This is a genomic window from Oceanispirochaeta crateris, assembly GCF_008329965.1.
Taxonomy (GTDB): Bacteria; Spirochaetota; Spirochaetia; order DSM-2461; family DSM-2461; genus Oceanispirochaeta; species Oceanispirochaeta crateris.
The window spans coordinates 652306-673905 of record NZ_CP036150.1 but is presented as its reverse complement, the minus strand read 5'-3'; the positions used below and the strand labels follow the sequence as shown (position 1 = coordinate 673905).

Here is a 21600-nt window from a genome sequence, read left to right as displayed (position 1 = left end):
CTGGAGGAATAGGTCCTGGGTTGATGAATGGGAAAAATCAAGGATTGTATGAGCCACCATTCCGGTTTATGATGGCCCCATGAATGAAATGAAACCAAGCAGCCTTAAGATGACCACCATGGACATTGCCAGTTCGGTGAGTCTTATGGCGTATTCGGCCAGTATGGTAGCCACTCCCATTTGTTTGATAGTCCTGATGAAAGAGATGAATTTGAACCTCTCTGAAGGGGGCGGGATCGAAGCGGTACGCACCATCCTCTTGATTGCCGTTCTTTTGATCAGCGGTCTGGCCGCTTCCCGCTTTGGAAAAACAGCCCTGCTGAATACAGGAGGATTTCTCCTTGCCGCCGGTCTGTTTGTTTATGCAGCGGCTCCCAGCTACCCCGTCATTCTGGCGGCGATGATCCTCATTGGCCTGGGAGGGGGGCTTCTGGAAGCCTTGATCAATCCTCTTGTGCAGGACCTCCATCCAAAGGACTCGGGGCGTTACCTCAATGTGGTGAACGCCTTTTTTTCCATGGGAGTACTGATGACAGTCCTGTCAGTGGGAGAACTCCTGTCACGGAACATTCCCTGGAGAGCGATTTTAACGGGTTTGGCATTTGTATTCACAATGATTTCATTTTTCTTTCTCTTCAGCAGCCGTCATGCCCATAAAACAGGACAGATTCCTGATAACAGTTACAAGAATCCCCTCTCTCACACCAAGGATTTAATTAAAAAGAGACGCTTCTGGGTTTTTGCCCTGGCCATGCTCTGCGGCGGCGGTACCGAAGCGGCCTACACCTTCTGGAGTGCCAGCTATATACAGCTTTATTACGAAACCCTTCCCCGGGCAGGGGCTCTTGGAACGGCCTTATTCGCCCTGGGCATGATCACTGGCAGACTGGCAAGCGGATGGATCAAACAGAGCCATCTGGCTGCTCTTATAATCTTCTCCGCCTTGGGAGGACTCCTTTTCAGCCTGGGATTTTTCTGGTTAAAAGGATTGATTCCCCTGATGATCCTCCTGTTTTTTGCCGGACTGGCTGTGGCCTGCTTCTGGCCGTCCATACAATCCTATGCGGCCGACAGGATGGAGGGAGACTCCACCATGCTTTTCATCCTCCTGTCAACAGCTGGAATCCCTGGATTTTCAATCATCGTATGGGTCATGGGCTGGATTGGGGATACCTGGGGACTCAAGGCCGCTTTTGGGGTCATTCCCCTTCTATTTCTCACCCTCCTTATCACCATTGCCCTGGAAAGCCGTCTGCCCGAGAGAAAAAGTAAGGCTTGAATTTCCTCGTGTAAAAGGTCAATATAGGTATATGAGTACCATTATTGAACCGAAGATCCTGAAAGGCTTCAGAGATTTTCTACCAGCCACAGAAATTGAAAGAAAACGGGTCATCCGCCTCTTAGAGGATGCCTTTGAAGGTTACGGATTTGTCCCCATAGACACACCCGTACTGGAATATACCGAAGTCCTTTTGGGCAAGGGCAGTGGAGAAACGGACAAACAGATGTACCGGTTCTTCGACAATGGAAAGCGGGATATCGCCCTAAGATTTGACCTGACCATCCCCTTTGCCCGATTTATGGCCAAGAACCGCAGCGATCTCTACCTCCCCTTTAAACGTTACCATATCAACAAGGTATGGCGGGGTGAAAACACTCAAAAAGGACGTTATAGAGAGTTCACCCAATGCGATTTTGATATTGTGGGAACCGACTGCGCCTCGGCGGACTTTGAGATTCTGATGATGATGCGCCGATCCCTCAAGGCACTGGAAGTTCCGGGATGCACAATTAGGCTGAATCACAGGGGCATCTTCAACCGTTTTCTGGAGCTTCTGAGCCTGCGGGAACAGAGTGAAGAAGTGCTTCGAACGGTGGATAAGATTGCGAAGATTGGACGGGAAGAGGTGCTCCGTCTTCTCACAGAAATATCCGATGCTCCAGCGGCCCTTCAAATCCTGGATTTCATTCAAAAGGAGGAGACCTTCTCGGCCACCCTTTCCAAGATGGAGAAACTGGCGGGAGGTGAGGATGAAGATACGCTTCGTCTCAAGGAGATATACTCCTACATCCAGGAACTGAACCTGGAAGACGCCTTTGAACTTGACCCCTCCATCACAAGAGGTCTGGACTATTACACAGGGATCGTCTTCGAAACCTTCCTGAATGACCTGCCCTCCATCGGTTCCGTCTGTTCGGGAGGCAGGTACAACAACCTGGCCGGTCTCTACACCAAGGAATCTCTTCCGGGAGTGGGAAGTTCCATCGGTCTGGACCGTCTTATGGCAGGACTGGAGGAATTGGGAAGATCTGCTCAGAAGAACAGCCACTCCCAGCTCCTCATACTCAACATGGATAAAAATCTTGTGGGATACTACCACAAACTGGCTGAAGATTTCAGAGAGGCGGGATTCCGCTGCGAGGTCTACCACGAATCCAAAAAATTCGTCAACCAGATCAAATTTGCCGAAGCCAAGGGAATCCCCCTGGCCCTCATTTGCGGCAGTAACGAAAAAGAAGCCGGAACGGTCAACCTCAAAAACCTGAAGACAAGGGAGAGCTTTGAGGGACTGACTCCGGAGGAAGCCTTAAAAAAGGCAGGAGAAATCATAGATTGAATTTTAAAGAACTCCCGGTATACCGGGAAAAAGCCCGTATTCTAAAGAGTCTTGAAGAACATCAGGTTGTGGTGGTGGAAAGCCCCACAGGATCGGGTAAAACCACCCAGATCCCCCTGATCCTTCATGAAGCGGGATACACGTCCCGGGGAATGGTCGGAGTGACCCAACCTCGACGTATTGCCACCCTCTCGGTGTGTGACTACATTGCCCGTCAGACAGGCAGCAAGGTACCCGGAATGGTGGGTTACAAGATGCGCTTCGAAGACAATACCCTCCCCGAAACTCGGATGAAAATCATGACCGACGGGACTCTCCTACAGGAGATGAAGACAGACCCTTTACTCCATCAGTATTCTGTCATCATGGTCGATGAGGCCCATGAACGCAGCCTGAACATCGACTTTATTCTGGGTCTCTTAAAAACCATTCTAGCCGAACGTTCCGACTTCAAGGTTATCATCAGTTCGGCAACCATCAATGCAGCCATGTTTTCCGAGTACTTTGACAGGGCTCCCGTGGTGACAATAGAAACCCCGGTCTATCCTGTAGCCATGGTTTATGACCCTCCGGCCACCCTGGGTGATCCGGATCAGCTGGCAGCAAAAATCACCACCATAGTGGAACGGGCTGTCAATGACCGTCGTAAGGGTGACATCCTGATTTTTCTGTCGGGCGAAAAAATCATCAAAGATACAATCGCCATGCTGAACCTGTCTTCTGTTAAGAAAAAGCTGGTCATCCAGCCACTCTACGGCCGCCTCAGCAAGGAAGAGCAGGAACGGATCTTTACCAAGACGCCCTTTGGAAAAACCAAGGTGGTTGTCTCCACAAACATTGCCGAAACATCTGTGACCATTGAGGGAATCACTACCGTAATCGACTCTGGTCTGGCAAAACAGAATTTTTATAATCCAAGAACCTTTACATCCTCCCTGGTCGAAACGGAAATATCACAGGCCTCTGCCAATCAAAGGAGAGGTCGGGCGGGACGAACCCAACCGGGTACCTGCTACCGCCTCTACCCTAAAGATTCCTTCACATCCCGGCCCCTCTTTACAAGAGAAGAAATCTACAGGACAGACCTGGCTGAGGTCGTCTTGAGGATGGCGGAACTGGGCATCAGCAACTTCCAGAGCTTTGACTTCATCTCTCCCCCGGGCCGGAAGGGCATTATGGGAGCGGTAGAAACTCTGAAACTCCTGGATGCTCTGGACAACAGCAATAAACTCACCGCCGTAGGCCGGATGATGACCCCCTTCCCCCTCATGCCCCGCCATGCCAGGATGATCGTCGAATCCATCATGAACTATCCAAGCGTCATCAGGGAAACCCTGATCGCCGCGGCCTTTCTCAGTACCAACAGCCCCTACCTCCTGCCCCAGGGTGAAGAGATGGAAGCCCGACGGGCCCACCACCACTTCAGGGACAACAGAGGGGATTTTGCGGCCTACTTAAAACTCTTTGAGGGATTCAACACCAGCAGTGACCAGAGTGCCTTCTGCAAACGTTACTACCTTGAAGAAAGAACCATGTCGGAGCTTGTTAATATTCAGGGACAGCTTGAAGACATTGTGGGAGGCATGGGCATACCCATCGGCGAGGGGGGATCTCTAGATGACTACCTCTGCGCCTGCGCCCGGGGAAACATTCAGTTTGTCTGTGTCCGTTCCGGCCGGGGCAGTTACAAAAGCCTCACGGCAGACAGGATTCTGATCCATCCCGGTTCAACCATGTTCAGAGAGAGTCCGCCCTTTATTGTAGCCGGTGAGATTGTCCGTACCAGCCAGACCTACGCCCGTTCGGTCTCTCCCCTCACAAGGGAGCTGATCAGCAAAACCAATAGGGATTTAGCTCTACAGCTGGAACCTCAGGGAGTCGGCCGGATCAAGGAAAAGAAGAAAAGGGATACAAGTCAGGGGATCACCATTGGCAAAACGTCCTTTCCTGTGGTTCAACCCAAGAAGGGCAAGAAAAAAATGGCCCTCATCGACTGGACTTCGGCCTGGAAGGAATTAAAAAATATGGCCCCCGATCAGTGGCCTGACTACAAGGGAATGAAGGGAATTCTCAGTTGGGATGGACGTGAAATACTCAAAGGAACCCCCTTGAGTCTGATGTTTAAGATCATCACGAAGATTAACCCCAAAAAAGATATCCTCTCGGGAATCCCCAGTAAGAATTTCAGCATAGAAAACAACAAACACATGAACGAACTGGCTGAAAATATGCACATCCTCCTGAAGATTTCATCGTCGGGGAAGAGGAAAAAATCATCCTACGGTATCATTTCACTTCAGACCGATGGAGAAGGACACTTTTGGTTCCGCTCTGTCAGCAACTTTACCTCCGCTGTCAACGAATCCCTGGCCTCACTGGAACTCCTGGCAGACCAAGTCTCCAGTGAGATGGAGGGAGAACAATGGGGCCTGGTCAACAAGGCCTACCGGAGAGTGGACAGCTTTATTTCACTTTAAGGACTTCCAATACAAAGTCGGGGTCCAGGAATTCAATGCGAATATCCTGAGGCCCTGCGGGAAGGATGTAACGGAGTTTGCCTTTCTGCTTCTTCTTATCCATCTTCATAGCCTCCAGGATCGCTTGAGGATCTTCCAAGGCCTCCAGTTCATATCCATAACCGAGAAAAAGACTTTTCATCTCCTCCGCCCAGTCAGGAGATGCCAGACCGAGACGAACAGAGGCCTCCAGGGCTTTTACGGTCCCCCAGATAACGGCAGCACCATGGCTCCAACGGAACTCGCTCACCGCTTCCAGAGCATGACCGAAGGTATGCCCCAGATTCAAAAAAGCCCTCCGGCCCTTCTCTCTCAGATCTTCCTCCACCAGAGCACCCTTTACGAGAATGCAGCGTCTGATGATCTCCGAAAGGATCTCCGTATCCCGGGCCAGAACGGCCTCTCTCTTTTCGACTAAGAGCTGGAGCAGGTCGGCATCGCCGATGATGGCCGTCTTTAGGACCTCACCCAATCCATTCATATACTCCTTGAGGGGAAGATCCCTGAGGAGTTCCGGACAGATTCTAACCTCTTCGGCAGGATAAAAAGTCCCGATCATATTCTTATATACACCGGCATCTATGCCTGTCTTTCCCCCTAGGGCGGCATCCACCATGGCCAGAAGTGAAGTGGGGATGAGGATCACCCGGCAGCCCCTCATATACAGGCTACCGGCAAAGGCGGTCATATCGGTGACCACCCCTCCCCCGGCGCCGCAGATCAGGGAATCCCGGGCCAGGCCTTCTTCCATGGCGGTCTTCAGGATTTTGTCTACCGCATCCCACTGTTTTCCTTCTTCACCGGGGATGAGGGTGACCTCAGCCAGGCCCTCGGGAAGGCTGATGAGTTCCCGGGTATGATGATCGGCGACAAAGAGGGCCGTATCAGAGGGGAGAAGTTCTTGTTTATTGCATAATACGGCTTTACTGGGAAAACCGCCGAAACTGAATGATTTAATGATTTCCATAACAGGAGTATAAAACTCCTTTACCCTGGGGGTAAAGGGGTAAAAAAACAGGCTCACTGGGGGAGCAAAAGGCTTGTGAAATTCAAACAGGCTGTGATAGGGTGATGTCATGAAAAAAATAATGATCTTTGCAACCCTTTTTGTGAGCCTCCTCGGAACCGCTATGGCTCAGGAAATCCATAAACTGGAACAATTTATTATTCAAATTGACGGAACAACCCGGGAACAGTCACTCCTTAGGGAAATGGATCTGAAAGAAGGAACTGAGTATTCCGACAGGGAAAGTCTGGAACAGGCCGTTTTGCGGCAGCAACAGGATCTGATCAACCTCAGAGTCTTCAACGATGTAAGCCTCACTCTCTCTCAAGAAGAAAAAGAGGAGGAAACAATCCTCTATTCAGTTCTTGTAAAGGTAGAAGACAGCTGGAACATATATCCCATACCGTACCCCAAATACAACTCAAACGAGGGCTTCCGTCTGGGAATGAAGGTCTATTACAACAACGCCTTTGGAAGTTTGAACAACCTCTATCTGGGAACCAATATCACCTTCAAGTACGACAGCGAAGATCAGGGCTGGAACAATACCTCCTGGACCTTCAATCCCCAGCTGAACGACGTAAAAATCGGTAATTTAGAATACGATTTCGGAATCATGCAGCAGAAAGCCTATGCCGAAAAGAAGGAAGATGGAGAATACCTTGAAAAGTATACCTACTACAACACTTCGGCGGATGTGACCACAACCTTCCCCTTCGGTCCGGACAATAAGTACTACTATAAGGTGAGCCCCGGCATCGGAATCAACTACGGATACAGCGGGACCGGTACAGATGGTAATGAAGAGCCCTTCTACCTCTCATTCAATCATGGGGGCGGCTACAGCAAGGTAGACTGGAAGAATAATTTTAGAGAAGGATTCAGTGCCTCTTTGGGAAACTCCATCCGTTATATCAGCAGATCCGGAGCCAGCGACCAGGTCAAGGTGTATATGGATGGACAGACCAGTGTCTATAAGATCATCAATTCCAGAGTCAACTACTCCGGCCGGGCATCGGGAACGATCAGTTTCAATGATGATATAAACAGCCTGGGAAGTTATTTAAGAGGGGTTGAAGACAGCACCATGTACGGAGTTACTGGATTTTTTCTAAGTAACGACCTGACCCTGGGAGTGATCCAATGGGAAGGAGTGGGAGAAGCGCAGTTTCAGCCCTTTTTTGACATTGGCCTTGCACAAAGGGATGGAAAATCTATAGACCCGGACAGTGACCTCCGCTATGGAACAGGTGCGGATTTCATACTCTATCTGGACAAGCTGAAAGGCCTTCATGCCAGAGCCTCTATTGGTGTGGATTTGAGTAATGACCTGTCTTTTAGCGATCTGGGTAAATATGAGCTGGAAATTACCAGCTCACTCCATTACTGAGGAGATTGATACTACCAAGGCATGGTATTGCCTTGGTATTTTCCAGTTAAGGCCTAAGGGTAGGTCTGATTTGAAAACCAGGTCTGGAGAGCACTCATCCTGTGATCAAAGGACTCATCCAAATCTATTTCAATTCCAAAGGTATTCCCCAGACGGAAGGCGGCCATTCCATAGAACAGGAGGTCCTCTTCCCGGGGAATGATGATCATCTCGATGAGGAGCCTTTCATCCCGCAGGACGGGGAAAAACTTATAACGGATAGTCGTCCTGTTGATCATGGACAAACGGATCGAATTGCCTTTGACCTCAAAACTCACATCATACCAGGTTTTTCCAAAAGTAGTATCATTCTGAAACACCGAGATTGTCTGAGGCCCCTTAGGCAGGCTTGTAAAAACAGGATCGGCCACTTTGCGGCTGCTTCTTGTTTTTTCTACAGCATAGGCTTCCTCTAAATAGGGATACATGGCCTGCCGGCTTCCTGACCAGTATTCGATGCCTTCCAGGGTGCTGATGGCAGAGAGACTCTGGAGAATATGGAGCATCATGTCCTTATTCCCAGTTTCGGGAAGAGGCATGGTATAAAGGAGTTCCACAATCCCGCTGGGTTTGAATTCTCTCAGCGTTCGCTCCAACTGGGGTTTGGATGCAAAATCAGGCATGAGTGCCACCTTGGAACTGTCTTCAACATAGTTGAGAGTCCGTTCAAGGTAGTTAGACCCCTCTTTCAAGGGCGAAGGATCTGCACCTAAGAGAGCAGAAACAGACAAGAGCACCAATACTGATAAAATCATTTGTTTTTGTATCATCATAGTGGAGAATATATTAAAAGATTACCTTCTGGACAAGGCTTGCACCCCTAAGGTATGATGATTCTCAGATTACGAATCAGACAAAGCAAGGGTTTTCATGGAAATAAAGAATCTATTACTCGCTTTTACAGCTACAGCCTTGGCCTTTTTATTCAACCTATATATTATTCCAGGACTCATTCATTTATCACATAAAAAAAACTGGTACGATGATGCTCATGATGAGCGGAAGATCCATACAGGACTGATTTCCCGTCTGGGTGGCATCGGCATCCTGGCTTCATTGGTCATCGCCTCTGTCATCACCAGCCTTGTTACATCAAAATTACTGCACTCTTCGGTCTTATTCCGATTGAGCCCCCATCACAATCCCCTATTGATCTTATTGGGAGTGATTCTGATTTTTATCATTGGTCTTCTCGATGATTTTACCGATATGAAGGCTCGTAAAAAGCTCCTTGGTCAGGTTCTTGCCGCCCTCCTCGTGATCCTAGGGGGTGCGGGTATCCGTTTTTTTACGATTCCCTTTTGGGGAATCACCCTCAATTTGAGCTGGTTTGGCCCTTTACTGACCCTCTTTTGGCTGGTGGGTATGACCAATGCAATCAATCTGATTGACGGCCTGGACGGACTCTCCGCGGGAATCTCATCCATTGCCTGCTTTATCTATGGCATCGCCTTTCTCATCAGCGGCGATATAATGCTGTCCATCATCAGTTTTACCCTTCTGGGCTCCCTTATGGGATACCTTTTTTACAACTTTCCTCCCGCCAAAATATTTATGGGAGATTCGGGCAGTCTAAGCCTGGGATTCATCCTGGCCCTCCTCCCTCTATTGGGAAGCCCGGAATCGGGAGACAGTCTGGTCATGCCTGTGGTGATGCTCTTTATCCCCATCGCCGATGTTCTGGCAGCCATGCTCCGCAGACGCCGGAAGGGAATGCATTTTTTCAGCCCCGACAAGGAGCACATGCACCACAAACTTCTGGACCTGAAACTGGATGCCAGGCAGATTCTCTCCATTATAATCGGTCTGCAGATCGTCGCGGGATTTGCAGTACTTCTCTTTCTTCTCGTGAAGGGTCCACTGCGTTATGTATCCATTTTGATCGCTCTTTTGCTGGTTGTAACCCTCTTCCTCTACCTGCATTGGGATAGGCATTACAAAAAAAGCTAATCAAGACCCAATTCAAAAAAATCCTCCGGGCCTAAAAAAACCGACTCTTACGAGTCGGTTATCTGTTTTTCTTACTGAGAAGATTTTTCGGGCAGGATACCGTCAAACCCGGCAATGATATTCTGCACAAAGGGGTCAACGATCCGGTAGATCCTCTTGTTCCCTTCCGTTGCGGAATCCACAATGCCTTTATCCTTCAACACTGCCAGGTGCTGGGAAATCACAGGTTGAGGCTGATCCAGGCATTGCCAGAGTTCTGAGACACAACAGTCCTGGCGTTCTATCAGGCACAGCATCTTGAGCCTGAGGGGGTGACCACAAACTTTTAATTTTCTGGCATATCCTTCCACCAGTTCTTCCGGACAGTTACATTTATTTTCCATATATAGAAATTAGCAGAATAATCTGATTTAATCAATTAAAATCTGTCAGATAGATCCTCTTGCCCCCCTGAGGGCTGCTCTGGTATTGTTAAAAGATGATTTACCTCGACTGGGCCGCTACGACCCCTCCCTATGGGGATATACAAAATATAATGAATGAAACAGCCCTTACTTATTATGGAAACCCCTCGTCTCTCCATCAGGAAGGACGCAGGGCCCATGAGAAACTGGAAGAAATGCGCTCCCGCTGTGCGGCCATTCTGGGTGGTACCCCCCAAGAGTTGATCTTTACTTCGGGGGGAACAGAATCCAACAATATGATCATATCCTCACTTCTGACGAGGCGGGACAAGGGCCGTGTGATTGTCAGCGGCATGGAGCACCCCTCGGTTTGGGAGCCCACCCAGGCCCTCAGTAAACAGGGTTGGGACGTGAAAGTCATCAAAGCCGGTTCAAACGGTTTGATCCGCCCCGAAAAGCTGAGCCGCCTTTTAACAGAAGATACAAAAATGGTGCTTATCATGGGCGTTCATAATGAAAGCGGTGTAATACAACCCCTGAATGATCTTGTTGAAGTGACTAGAAAAGCCGAATCAAAGAGACCAATCCACTTTCATAGCGACCTTGTTCAATATGCGGGGAAACTCCCCCTGAACCTCGGCTCCCTGGGAATCGATTCAGCCTCGATCAGCAGCCATAAGTTCAGAGGTCCCCGCGGGGTCGGTCTCTTATACGAAAAGAAGCCCCTCTCTGGAGTCTATGCCGGTGGAGACCATGAAAGAGGACTCAGACCGGGAACAGAAAATCTTTCGGGAATTGCTGGGATGACAGTGGCTCTGGAGAGAGTTCCCCAGGCATTGGAATGTTCCCAGGCCGCCCGCAGGAGGATGATTCTTCTGATGAATGGCATCAAGGAAATCCCCGGAGCCAGACTTCTCCCCCAAGAGAGACTGGAGAATGACCTCCACTTCACCCCCTGGATACTCAACTGTGCCCTTCCTCCACTGCCGGGAGAAGTTCTGGTACGGGTCATGGATGAGGCTGGTTTTGCCCTCTCCACGGGATCTGCCTGCTCAAGCCAGAAGAAGAGCCGTACCAGAGGTTTGGAAGCCATGGGTATCGATGCTAAAACGGCCTTCAGCTCCATTCGCATCTCCCAGGGACCTAACACAACAGAGGAGGAAATCAGCTCCTTATTGAGAGTTTTAAAAGAACAGGCCTCATTGCTGGGCCGGGCCATCCGCTGATTGCCTTTATGAAGGGCGATCTGATATGATGGCCTCATGAGTGACTTATACCTGATAAAAATAGGCGAAATTACCCTGAAAAAAGGGAATAGAGGCCTCTTCGAGCGTCAGCTCAAGAACAATATTAAGAAAATCCTCCGCCCCTACCCTACAAGGGTAACCAACAGGAGCGGACGTTTCTATCTGGAGTGCGAAGGATTGGACGAAGAATACGTTTCATCCTGCCTTTCCAAGGTGTTCGGGATCGTTGGATACACCCGTTCCTATAGTTGTGCCAAAGAACTGGATGCTCTGGAAGAAAAAGCCCTTCTGGTAGCCCAGCAGAACATAGATGCCGGTGTGGGCATGAAATTCAAGGTAGAAACCAGGAGGGTAGACAAGAGCCTTCCTCTGGATAATTACGGCTATTCAGCCGAGATTGGCGGCCGGGTGTTTGAAAAGATTCCGGGACTCATCGTGGACGTTAAGAACCCCGATTGGATCATACATATTGAACTGCGGGAGAAGGGGTATGTCTACGGATTTACCCACAAGGGCCCCGGAGGCCTTCCCGTGCACAGCGGAGGAAAGGGCATGCTCCTACTTTCAGGAGGCATTGACTCTCCCGTGGCCGGTTACCTCATGGCAAAACGGGGTATGAGCCTGGATGCAGTGTACTTTCACACACCCCCCTACACCAGCCCGGAATCCCTGGAAAAGGTCAAAGACCTGGCAAGGATCATAGCCCCCTGGACGGGAGGCATCACCCTCTATACGGTTCCCTTTACGGATGTCCAGGTTCAGATCAATCGATCGGTCCGCCCCGAAACAACGACCCTCCACTCCCGGGCGGCGATGATGAAGATTGCCCAGTCCATGGCTCACAAGAGAAAAGATCTGGCCCTTATCACGGGAGAAGCCCTGAGTCAGGTCGCCAGTCAGACCGTGGAAAGCCTGGCTTATACCAATAGTTCTGTAGATTTGCCTGTTTTTAGACCGCTTATTGGAATGGATAAGGAAGAAACAATCCTCATATCCCGCAGGATTGAAGCCTTTGACACCTCCACTCAGCCCTATGATGACTGCTGCAGCCTCTTCAGCCCGGACCATCCTGATGTGAGACCTGACTTGAAAAAGACCCAAAGTGAATGGGAAACGATAGAAGGAATGGATGCCCTGCTGGCAGAAGCAGAGACGCAGGCGGAGAAGTTTTACTTTCCGCCTCAGAGGCTCAAGGAATAGATAAGACATGAGGCCATCCAGGGATGGATGGCCATTTGCAACCTAGGAAGCACTCTTTGTTTCGCTTTTTTTACCACTGTCCGCCGGTTTGGCAGAACTCTCTTTTGAATCGTTTTTATCCTTGAGGGGCTGGGAAGTGGCAGAACTCTTTTTAGCGTCATTCACATAGAACCCGCTCCCCTTAAAGATCACTCCCATACCGCCGCCGATCAGTCTCTTGAGGCTATCTTTTTGGCAATCGGGACAGGTTTTGAGAGGGTCGTCAGCCATGGACTGAAAGTGTTCAAAAGTATGTCCGCAGCTTTCACATTTATAATCATAGGTTGGCATTATTACCTCTCCTGTAGTGTTTTATGATATTTGATTTTTCCACCCTTCCTGAAAAAGACAAAAAAATCTTTTTTGTTAAACAAAAAATAATGAGATATGCTTACAGAGTCAAGAGTTCCCTTTAAAGTCTGACAGGAATTCCCTTTTCATCCAGATATTCCTTAATCCCCGGTACGGTATAGTCTCCAAAATGAACCATACTGGCAATTAATGCCGCATCGGCCTTTCCCCTGGTGAGCACATCTGCCAGATCATCTGGTTTCCCCGCCCCTCCCGAGGCAACAACGGGAATACCCACATTTTCACTGATCATTCTTGTGAGATTCAGTTCATACCCTTCTCTTGTCCCATCGGCATCAATAGAATTCAGAACCACTTCACCGGCGCCTCTGGATTCTGCTTCCAAGGCCCAGGCCAGGACATCCAGGTCGGTCTGTTTCCTGCCTCCGTCAATGACAACCCGGTACCCTGAGGGCATGGCCGGATCGGCCTTAGCATCCATACCCAGCACAATACACTGATTACCAAAGTGACGGGCTCCCTGATTGATGATGTCCGGATTTCTCACCGCAGCCGAATTCAGGGATATTTTTTCTGCTCCCGCTGCAATGACCTTTTTCATGTCATCCAGAGAGGAGATTCCTCCTCCCACGCAAAAGGGAATAAAAATGGTCTTAGCCACCCGGCTGACAACATCGATCATGATGCCCCGTTTTTCAGAAGAGGCGGTAATATCGTAAAAGACGAGTTCATCCACACCCTGATCGTAATAAAGCGCCGCCATCTCGACAGGATCACCTATATCAATATTTCCTTTGAATTTAATTCCCTTAGTCGTCTTCCCGTCCCGGACATCCAGGCAGACAACGATTCTTTTCTGCAGCATCGGTTTCCCCTATAAATTGATAAAATTCTTTAGAATCAGCAGACCCCATTCCCCGCTCTTTTCGGGGTGAAACTGTGTGGCCATGACATTCCCTCTGGACACGGCGGCGGTGAAAGAGTGACCATAATCACTTGAACCAATGATATCCGCCTCGTCCTGGGGTTCCACATAGTAGGAATGGACAAAATAAAAAGATTTATCCTGGGGCAATGTTTTAAAAAGAGGGTGCTCACTATGTGTAAGGGTATTCCATCCCATATGAGGAATTTTGAGTCCCATTTTGGAAGAAAAACGACGTACTCTTCCGGGTAATATTCCAAGACAATCTGTATCCGACTCTTCGGAGTGATCAAAAAGGATTTGAGACCCCAGACAGATACCCAGTAGGGGTTTTCCTGTGGCGGCAAAATCCTTGATGACTCTATCCAGACCCGACTTGGTCAGGACGGCCATGGCCTGAGCAGCCTCTCCCACACCGGGGAAGATCATCTTGTCTGCTTCAGCCAACACCAGAGGGTCGGAAGAAATAATAAAATCGGCCCCCAGATGTTCCAGAGCGGTTTCCACACTCTTCAAATTCCCTGCTTCGTAGTCAACTACAGCGATCATTTTGCCCAATCCTTGCTTAAAAATAGTGAAATTCAATTTTATAGAAAGGGAGGAAGAGGTGCAAGAGTAACAGAATATTCATCATATTATGGTGGAAAAGTTGAAAAAAGGCTTTACAATATAAGTACTATGAAGAAATCAATTATTTTTTTACTATTCCTGACTCTGACCATACTGGCACTGCCGGCTCAATCCAATGCAGTGATGGATCAGTTCTTATCAAGGGAGGAAGCAGATGTCCCCACATCCTTGCTCCTCATAGCACAGGCAACGGAACAACTTCCTTCCGATGCGGCTCCTGCTGATGCAATTTCTTGGGCAGAGGAACAGTCCTGGGGAAAGAAGCTGACACAAGGAGATGACCAGGCCATGACAAGCGGGCTGTTTCATCTGGCCCTTTTTAAGAGCTTCAATATAAAAGGCGGCATCATGTATACCATTACCAAGTCTCCCCGATCAGCCGCTCTTGAAGCAGGTTATCAGGGATATATTACGGGGGTTCCCTATGTGAATCACAAAATGACCCCTGTTGAGGTCCTGGACTCCCTCTCCATGGCTCTCGAAATACAGGAGGCCAAACAATGAAAAAATATCTGATTTCCCTTTTTCTGATCCTTCCTGTTTTTTTGAGTGCCTATGAGCATACAGGAGGAGCCCGTATAGACCTGAGTGTGAAGGCCCCGGATATCAACGGAACCATGGCCGAGGCCACCACCACAGATAGTTTTTCTCTCTGGTATAAGGGGTCTGTTAACGACCTGGTCAACTTCAATCTGGAAGGAGCCCTTGCCTATAAGGGGACAGCCGGTTTTGCGGTGAATTTAAGCCAGGAGTTCTCCTACCTGGGATTGGAGGGAGACTTTTATCCCAATATCAAGGCAGCCAATGTTTACGGCAGCTATGAAAATATTTACTACCGGGCAGGCCGGCAGAGGATGAGAGATGCCTCGGGAATGGTCTTTGCTCATCAGGCAGACGGAGCCTCCGGAGGGATTCTCCTGGGACCAGGAACATTGAGAGCCAAGCTGGGCTATACCGGTCTGGTGCACTATCTTGCCTCAACCGTCGCCATGACCCGCAGTGACCTCACCCAGAGAGATGGATCTTCTTTGGGGTCTCCCAGACTCATTGAAGAACTTGGCTACAGTTTTCCCGAGTTACTGGGAAGCAAAATGAGCATGGATGTCTCCTTTTTGGCCCAGCAGGACCTGCTGGATGACTCAGATATCTCTGCTGGGAGCGAAAAGCTCAATACGATCTACTCACAACTCAGACTGGACGGTTACCTATTGCCCTTCCTGGCCTATGAGGGCGGTTTTATCTACCAGATGGGCAACTACGGCTCTGTTGCCTCCAACGGCACGGCTACGGAACTGAAGCTCTTCTTTCTCCCGGGCTTTTCATCAAGCTTCGTCTCCTTAAGCGGCCTGGTTTCATCGGGCGAAACCTGGGATAACAGAAGTGATTATTACGGACAGGGAGCATCGGGAGATCAAAACCAGTTCATGCCTATCTCATCCGGAGCCGGAAAGGGTTATGTTGTCAACCTGACTCCTGGAAACCTGACAAGCCTGGAATTGCTTATCAACCTGTCATCTTCCAAAAAATTCGCCACCGAGATCAGCACCACCACATTGATGCGCACCGTGGATGGACCCGTTTCATCCTCCCTTGTTGTAAACAACGGAGTGGATGACCTGTTTATAGGACAGGAAGCCCTCCTTTCCTTTTTATTCCGCCCCAGCTCTGACTTCGGTGGATCTTTCAAAATGGGCGCTCTCTATCCGGGAGAGTGCATCACAATCAATGAGCTGCTGGAAGACTATCTTCCAGTACTCTTTAGGGTAGGTTTCGATCTGTCCTTCAGCTTTTAAGAGGTAGAACCATGAAAAAAATATGTCTATTTTTGATTCTGTTTATGATCAGCATCCCTGTCTTTTCGGATGTGATGATCAGTAAAACACAAGGACTCGTCGAAGTTATGAAACCAGGTACGACGACCTGGGTCAAGGCTGAGGAAGGGAGTACTCTTTCTATGAACAGCAGAATATCCACGGGGTTCAACTCTACGGCTACACTGCTGATCAACGACAGCAGCGAGGTTACGGTTAAGGCTCTCACAAGGATCACAGTAGAGGAAATTAGCGGCAATGGCAGTTCTGGCGATCAGAATACAAGATTGTTTATGGGCAGCGGACGCATCAATGCCTCAGTAAAAAAGAACGAGGCCAGCATCCATGACTTCCGGGTGAGAACTCCGGTGAGCACAGCTGCCGTGAGGGGAACCGAATTTGACATGTCACCCGGCAGCCTTTCTGTTAATGAAGGAGTGGTCCGGTTTACAGTAGGAAACTTCAGCTTCGGCGTCAGCCGCGGTCAGGCATCCAGAATTACCATGATTAACGGCCAACCAGGCCTGCTTTCTCCCTCAAAAGAAGCCATGGTTCGAAGAAGAGTCAGAACCAACACGGGACAGACTGACGGAGATGATGATGGAGAAGACTCAGGATCACAGAGCGGGAAAACCGGTTACGCTGTGATTACTCTATACTAGGAGGACTATATGAAAAAAATATTATTTGCCGCACTAGCAGCCTTTGTGCTCGTACTCAGCGGATGTGATAATCTGGTTGATGAAAGCGATCAGGGATCGGCCTATATCAATTTATCTGAAGGAAGTTCCGGACGGTACATTGCCGGTGATGGAGAAACCGTGGTGGATGCCGCCATGGGATTTGTCAAGGAGGATGTACTTTATAACTTTGACTTTTTAGAAGACATTAAAAACTTCAGCGGAGACTATCTGTTTACAGGTATACCCGTAGGAGATTACTCCTTTTTAGCCCTGTTGATGGATGACGATGGTGAAGTCCTGTCCATGGCCGTGGAATCAGTGACCATAGAAGCCGGATTTAACGAACTAGAGATAGAAATGGGTCCCGGGATATCCCCCAGGATCAATGGGAAAGACTTTGACTTCAGCGATCCTGAAGATTCAGGGTTTTCCATCTCCTTCAGCGGAGAGGTCATCACCATTGGCGTTCCCGAAGAAGAATTGAAGACAGACTTTCTACTGGAAATAACCACCAATGCCAAGGATATGGAAATAGTAAAATTCAACAACAGTGAACTGTCAGGAATTGAAGCTGTTTATACAGCTACGACTGATGAGTTGGACTATGCTACTGGAGAATACTACTTTGATGCCACAGAAATCAACGAACTTCGTCTGAACTTGACATCCTTTGATGATTCAGAGACCTCTATTAAAATCAAGCTTATTGCTCTTTAAAGGATGCGATAAAATCGCCCCATCCACGGGCGCTCATGGTCCAGTCTGTCAGATGAATTACGGAACCCTCCGTGTTCAATGACAGGCTGGCCAGGGCGTTCTGTTCTTCCTGTCGAGAAGACAGCCCCAGCCTCCCCCCTAGATAAAACCTCAGAGCCAGAGCCCAAAGCTTGGCAGTCCGCGCTTCGGAGAAGCGTAATTCACCATTTAATGTGTACATGCCCGGTTGTTCCGGAATCGGAATCAGTGAGAACATGAGGGAGGAATCTTCCGACACAGAGGGTAGTCCCCGTGGCAGGGGAAAGGCTGATATTGCAGGAAGATAGAGCATCAATGCGGGGGTTCCACTGAGCCACCAGTCTAGATCATCTTGATTCAGGATACCCTGAAAATCTGAAAAATCTGAACTTTGTAATGATTGTAAATCTCTCAAACGTTCTTCTTCGCTGGCAGCGAGAAAGATATCTTTGTAAAGGGTATCTGCCAGGATATCACCGGGACCTCTGTAGGTTTTATCCTCCACCTTCTCCCAGAAAGGGGACTTCTTAAGAGAACGCCTTACAAAATAAGCGGGAAAATCACCGGACATTTTAGCCGAGAATTGGAGGGTTGAGTGAAACATACCGCTCAGGATCGTCTCATTTGTTCTTTCTAAAGCCGGATAAACTTCACTCTCATTCAGGGGCAGCAAATCACGTAGGATCTCAAAACTCAAGCGGGAATGGTCAGACGGCCTAACCAGTAGGTAGAATTCATCCTCACGGGGAAGAACGATCAGAGGATCTGTATTTTGAGGGAGTTCGACAGGAGGAGTGGTACAACTAAAGAATAAGAAGACAAAAAGTAGGATCTCAAAAGCTAAGTATTTACGTTTCATGAAACAATCTCCTGAAGAATAAATGTTTCACACGCCCCGGCAATCCCGGATTGTGTGATCCAGAATTGCCGGAATGTCAAAGGTTCAGATCTCAGGCCTTTTCAAGGGCGATATAACAGGGTTCATCATCACCGCAACTGCCTTCAAAGGCATTGTCGTGGTTTTCCCAAACCCAGCTGTCACCCAATGTTTCCGAGAGCAGATTATCTTCAAAGGACTCCACAGCCGCTTTGACTGAATCTGAACCGCTGATGAACAGCTTGATTCTGTCGGTTACTTCCAGACCGCTCTCTTTTCTCAGGTTCTGAATGCTTCTGACAATGTCACGAACCATCCCCTCCTGGAGGAGATCTTCCGTAATTTCGGGGTCCAGGGCAATGGTCAAATTCCCTTCGTTGAGAACCTTGAGATTTTCTTTCTCAGAACGCTGTATGACCACGGATTCAGAAGTGATATCCACCGAATTGAATTGGGCACCATCAAAACTAACGCTGAGTGTGGCCCCTTCCAGAAGGGAAAGGATCTCCGTAGAGGAGAGTTCTGCGATCTTGGACGCCGCGGCTTTCATGTCTTTCCCCAGCTGTTTACCCAGGACTCTGAAGTTTGCCTTGACCGAGTACTCGACAAGGTCTTCTTCATTTTCACGGAAGTAAACTTCCTTCACATTCAGCTCTTCGGCGATGATATCTTCCATCTCCCGGAGGATTCTCTTTTCATCGGTGTTTCTTGTGACAATATGCATGGCCTTGAGAGGCTGTCTTGTCTTCAGATTGTGAACCGCCCTAAGAGCCCGTCCCATGGAAACCGTCTGCTGAGTCAATGCCATTTTATGTTCCAGAATCTGGTCCCGCTGGTCTTCCTGAGCAGTAGGATAGTCGCAAAGGTGAATTGACTCGGGCATATCATCAGTTTTTAGATTGCGGTAGATCTCTTCGGTCACAAAAGGTATGAAGGGAGAGGCCACCTTGACCAGTGTGATAAGGGCATGCCAGAGAGTACCGTAGGCCTGCAGTTTATCTCCATCATTCTCACTCTTCCAGAAACGGCGTCGGGAACGGCGGATGTACCAGTTATTCATGAGGTCAATAAACTTCAGTATGGGTTCAATGGCCTTCTGGATATCATAAACATCCAGCTGAGCCGTCACATCCTGTACCATGTGGAGGGTTTCTGAAAGAATCCACTGATCCAGTGGGTTATCGGGATTTTCCGGAGGAGCGGAAGGGGCTTCCCTATCAATGTTGGCATAGGTGACAAAAAAGCTATAGGAGTTCCAGAGAGGAATGATGATGCTCTTGAGCACATCTTTGACCCCTTCATCGGAGTATTTTAGCCCTTCCCCGTGAACGACGGCGCTGTTCATCAAAAATAGACGCAGAGCATCGGCACCAAAGTTATTGATGACTTCTCCAGGATCGGTAAAGTTCCGCAGAGACTTGGACATTTTCTTGCCGTCTTCGGCCAAAACCAGGCCATTAACAACAACGTTTTCAAAGGCGGGGCTGTCAAAGAGAGACGCCGCCAGGATGGTGAGTGTATAGAACCAACCACGAGTTTGATCCAGCCCCTCGCAGATGAACTGAGCGGGGAAATTGGCCTCAAACCACTCCTTGTTTTCAAAGGGATAGTGAACCTGAGCATAGGGCATGGATCCTGATTCAAACCAGCAGTCCAGGACTTCGGGGATTCTCCTCATGGTACCCTTACCACAGGTACATTCAAAGGTAATGTCATCCACAAAGTGCTTGTGAAGGTCTTCGACCTCCACTCCTGATTTTTCTTTCAGCTCGGCCTTGCTGCCGATACACACTCTTGTTTCACAGCTATCGCACTCCCAGATAGGAATGGGATTTCCCCAGTAGCGATTCCGGCTAATGGCCCAGTCCCGGGCATTCTCCAGCCATTTTCCGAATCGCCCCTTCTTGAGGTGTTCCGGAACCCAGTTGACTTTATCATTATTGGAAAGCATCTTGTCTTTCACCTTGTCGATGTCAACAAACCAGGACCCTACGGCCTTGTAAATAAGAGGGCTGGAACAGCGCCAGCAATGAGGATAGGAGTGAAGAATCTGGTCACGCTTTACGAGCTTCCCCTCTTCCTTGAGACGAGTCATGATATCTTTGTCACAGTCTTTAACAAAGCGTCCCGCATATTCGGGAACCTCTTTGGTAAACTGCCCCTCATCATCTACGGGACAGACCACTTCGATGCCTGTATCCTTGAGAACGGCATAGTCTTCTTCACCAAAACCGCTGGCCGTATGGACAATTCCCGTACCGTCTTCGGTAGACACATGGTCTCCCGTGAAGGTCTTAAAAGCACCCTGGTCTTTTCTATTTAGAAAATAGGGAAAAATCGGCTCATAGGAGAGACCAGTGAGGTCTTTTCCTTTTCTGGTCCAAATGATCTCATAGTCTTCTTCAGACTTATAGTAAGCTCCTAAACGCTCGGCAGCCAGGATATAGAACTCGTCCCCGTCTTTGACCTTGACATAATCAATTTCGGCCCCAAGAGTCAGGGCCAGATTGGAGATGAGGGTCCAAGGTGTGGTCGTCCAGGCAAGAAAGTATGTGTTATCATTATCGTCAACGTCGAGAGCCTTGAATCTGATAGTTATGGCCGGATCATTGACATCTTTGTATCCACCCAGATTGAGTTCATGATTACTCAAAGGAGTGGAACAGCGGGGACAGGTGGGGAGAATATAGTGTCCTTTGTAGATGAGGTCTTTTTCCCAAAGGGATTTAACGACCCACCAGATAGACTCCATATAGTTTGCATCCATGGTCTTGTAATCGTTATCAAAATCGACCCAGCGGCCCATTCGTGTGATGGTTTCCCGCCATTCGCTGGTATATCTAAGAACAATGGATCGACAGGCTTCGTTAAACTTAGCCACACCGTATTTCTCAATTTCCGTTTTTCCGGAGATACCCAGCTCCTTTTCCATTTCATATTCTACAGGCAGTCCGTGGCAGTCCCAGCCAAATCGGCGCTCTACCCGTTTACCCTTCATGGTCTGGTAGCGTGGAATAATGTCTTTGAGAGTTCCCGGCACAAAGTGACCGAAATGAGGCAAACCGGTAGCAAAGGGAGGCCCATCGTAAAATACGAAGTCCTCGGCACCGTCACGATTGGAAATGGATTTCTCAAAGATGGAATTCTCTTCCCAGAATTTCTGAATTTTTTCTTCCATTTTAGGGAAGTCGACTCTGGGTTCTACGGGGGTATACAAA

At 48.8% G+C, this 21600-nt stretch carries 19 protein-coding genes; 11 read left to right on the top strand and 8 right to left on the bottom strand.

What is annotated here, in order from left to right; all coding sequences use genetic code 11:
* Positions 1-79: 79 nt before the first annotated feature.
* The 3 genes from EXM22_RS03090 to EXM22_RS03080 are packed head-to-tail and all read left to right on the top strand — an operon-like array spanning position 80 to position 5095.
* A complete protein-coding gene (locus EXM22_RS03090; protein WP_149485102.1) occupies positions 80-1279 on the top strand; it encodes an MFS transporter in 1200 nt (399 codons plus the stop codon).
* 31 nt (positions 1280-1310) lie between these two features.
* Positions 1311-2618 (top strand): histidine--tRNA ligase, encoded by a 1308-nt coding sequence (gene hisS / locus EXM22_RS03085; RefSeq protein ID WP_149485101.1) that lies wholly within the window; start codon positions 1311-1313, stop codon positions 2616-2618.
* On the top strand, positions 2615-5095 hold the full coding sequence (locus tag EXM22_RS03080) for a helicase-related protein (protein WP_149485100.1): 2481 nt from the start codon (positions 2615-2617) through the stop codon (positions 5093-5095). Before hisS ends, EXM22_RS03080 begins: the two co-directional genes overlap by 4 nt.
* Here the strand turns inward: EXM22_RS03080 and EXM22_RS03075 are convergent.
* Positions 5082-6101 carry a 3-dehydroquinate synthase gene (locus tag EXM22_RS03075; RefSeq protein WP_168203314.1) on the bottom strand — a complete coding sequence of 340 codons (1020 nt, stop codon included), beginning with the start codon at positions 6099-6101 and terminating at the stop codon, positions 5082-5084. The two genes, EXM22_RS03080 and EXM22_RS03075, sit on opposite strands and share 14 nt — an antisense overlap.
* Positions 6102-6210: 109 nt before the next feature.
* Here EXM22_RS03075 and EXM22_RS03070 point away from each other — a divergent pair, with 109 nt between their 5' ends.
* Positions 6211-7530 carry a BamA/TamA family outer membrane protein gene (locus tag EXM22_RS03070; protein ID WP_149485098.1) on the top strand — a complete coding sequence of 440 codons (1320 nt, stop codon included), beginning with the start codon at positions 6211-6213 and terminating at the stop codon, positions 7528-7530.
* Positions 7531-7583: 53 nt separating this feature from the next.
* Here EXM22_RS03070 and EXM22_RS03065 read toward each other — a convergent pair whose 3' ends face one another.
* Positions 7584-8342, bottom strand: coding sequence for a DUF6675 family protein (locus tag EXM22_RS03065; protein ID WP_149485097.1), 759 nt, complete (start codon positions 8340-8342; stop codon positions 7584-7586).
* A gap of 97 nt (positions 8343-8439) precedes the next feature.
* On the opposite strand from EXM22_RS03065, the gene EXM22_RS03060 reads away from it, so the two are divergent.
* A complete protein-coding gene (locus tag EXM22_RS03060; protein ID WP_149485096.1) occupies positions 8440-9519 on the top strand; it encodes a glycosyltransferase family 4 protein in 1080 nt (359 codons plus the stop codon).
* A 71-nt stretch (positions 9520-9590) separates the two neighbouring features.
* Here EXM22_RS03060 and EXM22_RS03055 read toward each other — a convergent pair whose 3' ends face one another.
* The gene (locus EXM22_RS03055; RefSeq protein ID WP_149485095.1) at positions 9591-9902 is read right to left on the bottom strand and encodes an ArsR/SmtB family transcription factor; all 312 of its coding nucleotides are present in this window, start codon (positions 9900-9902) and stop codon (positions 9591-9593) included.
* Positions 9903-9997: 95 nt separating this feature from the next.
* Here EXM22_RS03055 and EXM22_RS03050 point away from each other — a divergent pair, with 95 nt between their 5' ends.
* A complete protein-coding gene (locus EXM22_RS03050; protein WP_149485094.1) occupies positions 9998-11149 on the top strand; it encodes a cysteine desulfurase family protein in 1152 nt (383 codons plus the stop codon).
* Between the two features lie 36 nt (positions 11150-11185).
* On the top strand, positions 11186-12370 hold the full coding sequence (gene thiI, locus EXM22_RS03045; RefSeq protein ID WP_149485093.1) for a tRNA uracil 4-sulfurtransferase ThiI: 1185 nt from the start codon (positions 11186-11188) through the stop codon (positions 12368-12370).
* 42 nt (positions 12371-12412) lie between these two features.
* Here the strand turns inward: thiI and EXM22_RS03040 are convergent, their stop codons facing one another.
* The 3 genes from EXM22_RS03040 to hisH form a co-directional block, all read right to left on the bottom strand.
* Complete coding sequence (locus EXM22_RS03040; RefSeq protein WP_149485092.1) at positions 12413-12700, bottom strand: FmdB family zinc ribbon protein; 288 nt, start codon at positions 12698-12700, stop codon at positions 12413-12415.
* Between the two features lie 121 nt (positions 12701-12821).
* Positions 12822-13586 carry an imidazole glycerol phosphate synthase subunit HisF gene (hisF, locus tag EXM22_RS03035; protein ID WP_149485091.1) on the bottom strand — a complete coding sequence of 255 codons (765 nt, stop codon included), beginning with the start codon at positions 13584-13586 and terminating at the stop codon, positions 12822-12824.
* Between the two features lie 9 nt (positions 13587-13595).
* A complete protein-coding gene (hisH, locus tag EXM22_RS03030; RefSeq protein ID WP_149485090.1) occupies positions 13596-14195 on the bottom strand; it encodes an imidazole glycerol phosphate synthase subunit HisH in 600 nt (199 codons plus the stop codon).
* A 129-nt stretch (positions 14196-14324) separates the two neighbouring features.
* Here hisH and EXM22_RS03025 point away from each other — a divergent pair, with 129 nt between their 5' ends.
* From EXM22_RS03025 to EXM22_RS03010, 4 genes are read left to right on the top strand one after another with little or no spacing between them, the layout of a single operon-like run.
* Positions 14325-14780 (top strand): hypothetical protein, encoded by a 456-nt coding sequence (locus EXM22_RS03025; RefSeq protein WP_149485089.1) that lies wholly within the window; start codon positions 14325-14327, stop codon positions 14778-14780.
* Positions 14777-16069 (top strand): hypothetical protein, encoded by a 1293-nt coding sequence (locus EXM22_RS03020; protein ID WP_149485088.1) that lies wholly within the window; start codon positions 14777-14779, stop codon positions 16067-16069. Before EXM22_RS03025 ends, EXM22_RS03020 begins: the two co-directional genes overlap by 4 nt.
* An 11-nt stretch (positions 16070-16080) precedes the next feature.
* Positions 16081-16749, top strand: a complete 669-nt coding sequence (locus tag EXM22_RS03015; RefSeq protein WP_149485087.1) for a FecR family protein — start codon at positions 16081-16083, stop codon at positions 16747-16749.
* 9 nt (positions 16750-16758) lie between these two features.
* Positions 16759-17487, top strand: coding sequence for a membrane lipoprotein lipid attachment site-containing protein (locus tag EXM22_RS03010; protein WP_149485086.1), 729 nt, complete (start codon positions 16759-16761; stop codon positions 17485-17487).
* Here EXM22_RS03010 and EXM22_RS03005 read toward each other — a convergent pair.
* Both EXM22_RS03005 and ileS read right to left on the bottom strand, forming a co-directional pair.
* Positions 17474-18364, bottom strand: a complete 891-nt coding sequence (locus EXM22_RS03005; protein WP_149485085.1) for a hypothetical protein — start codon at positions 18362-18364, stop codon at positions 17474-17476. The genes EXM22_RS03010 and EXM22_RS03005 overlap by 14 nt on opposite strands.
* A 91-nt stretch (positions 18365-18455) precedes the next feature.
* The gene (gene ileS / locus EXM22_RS03000) at positions 18456-21599 is read right to left on the bottom strand and encodes an isoleucine--tRNA ligase (RefSeq protein WP_149485084.1); all 3144 of its coding nucleotides are present in this window, start codon (positions 21597-21599) and stop codon (positions 18456-18458) included.
* Position 21600 lies beyond the last annotated feature (1 nt).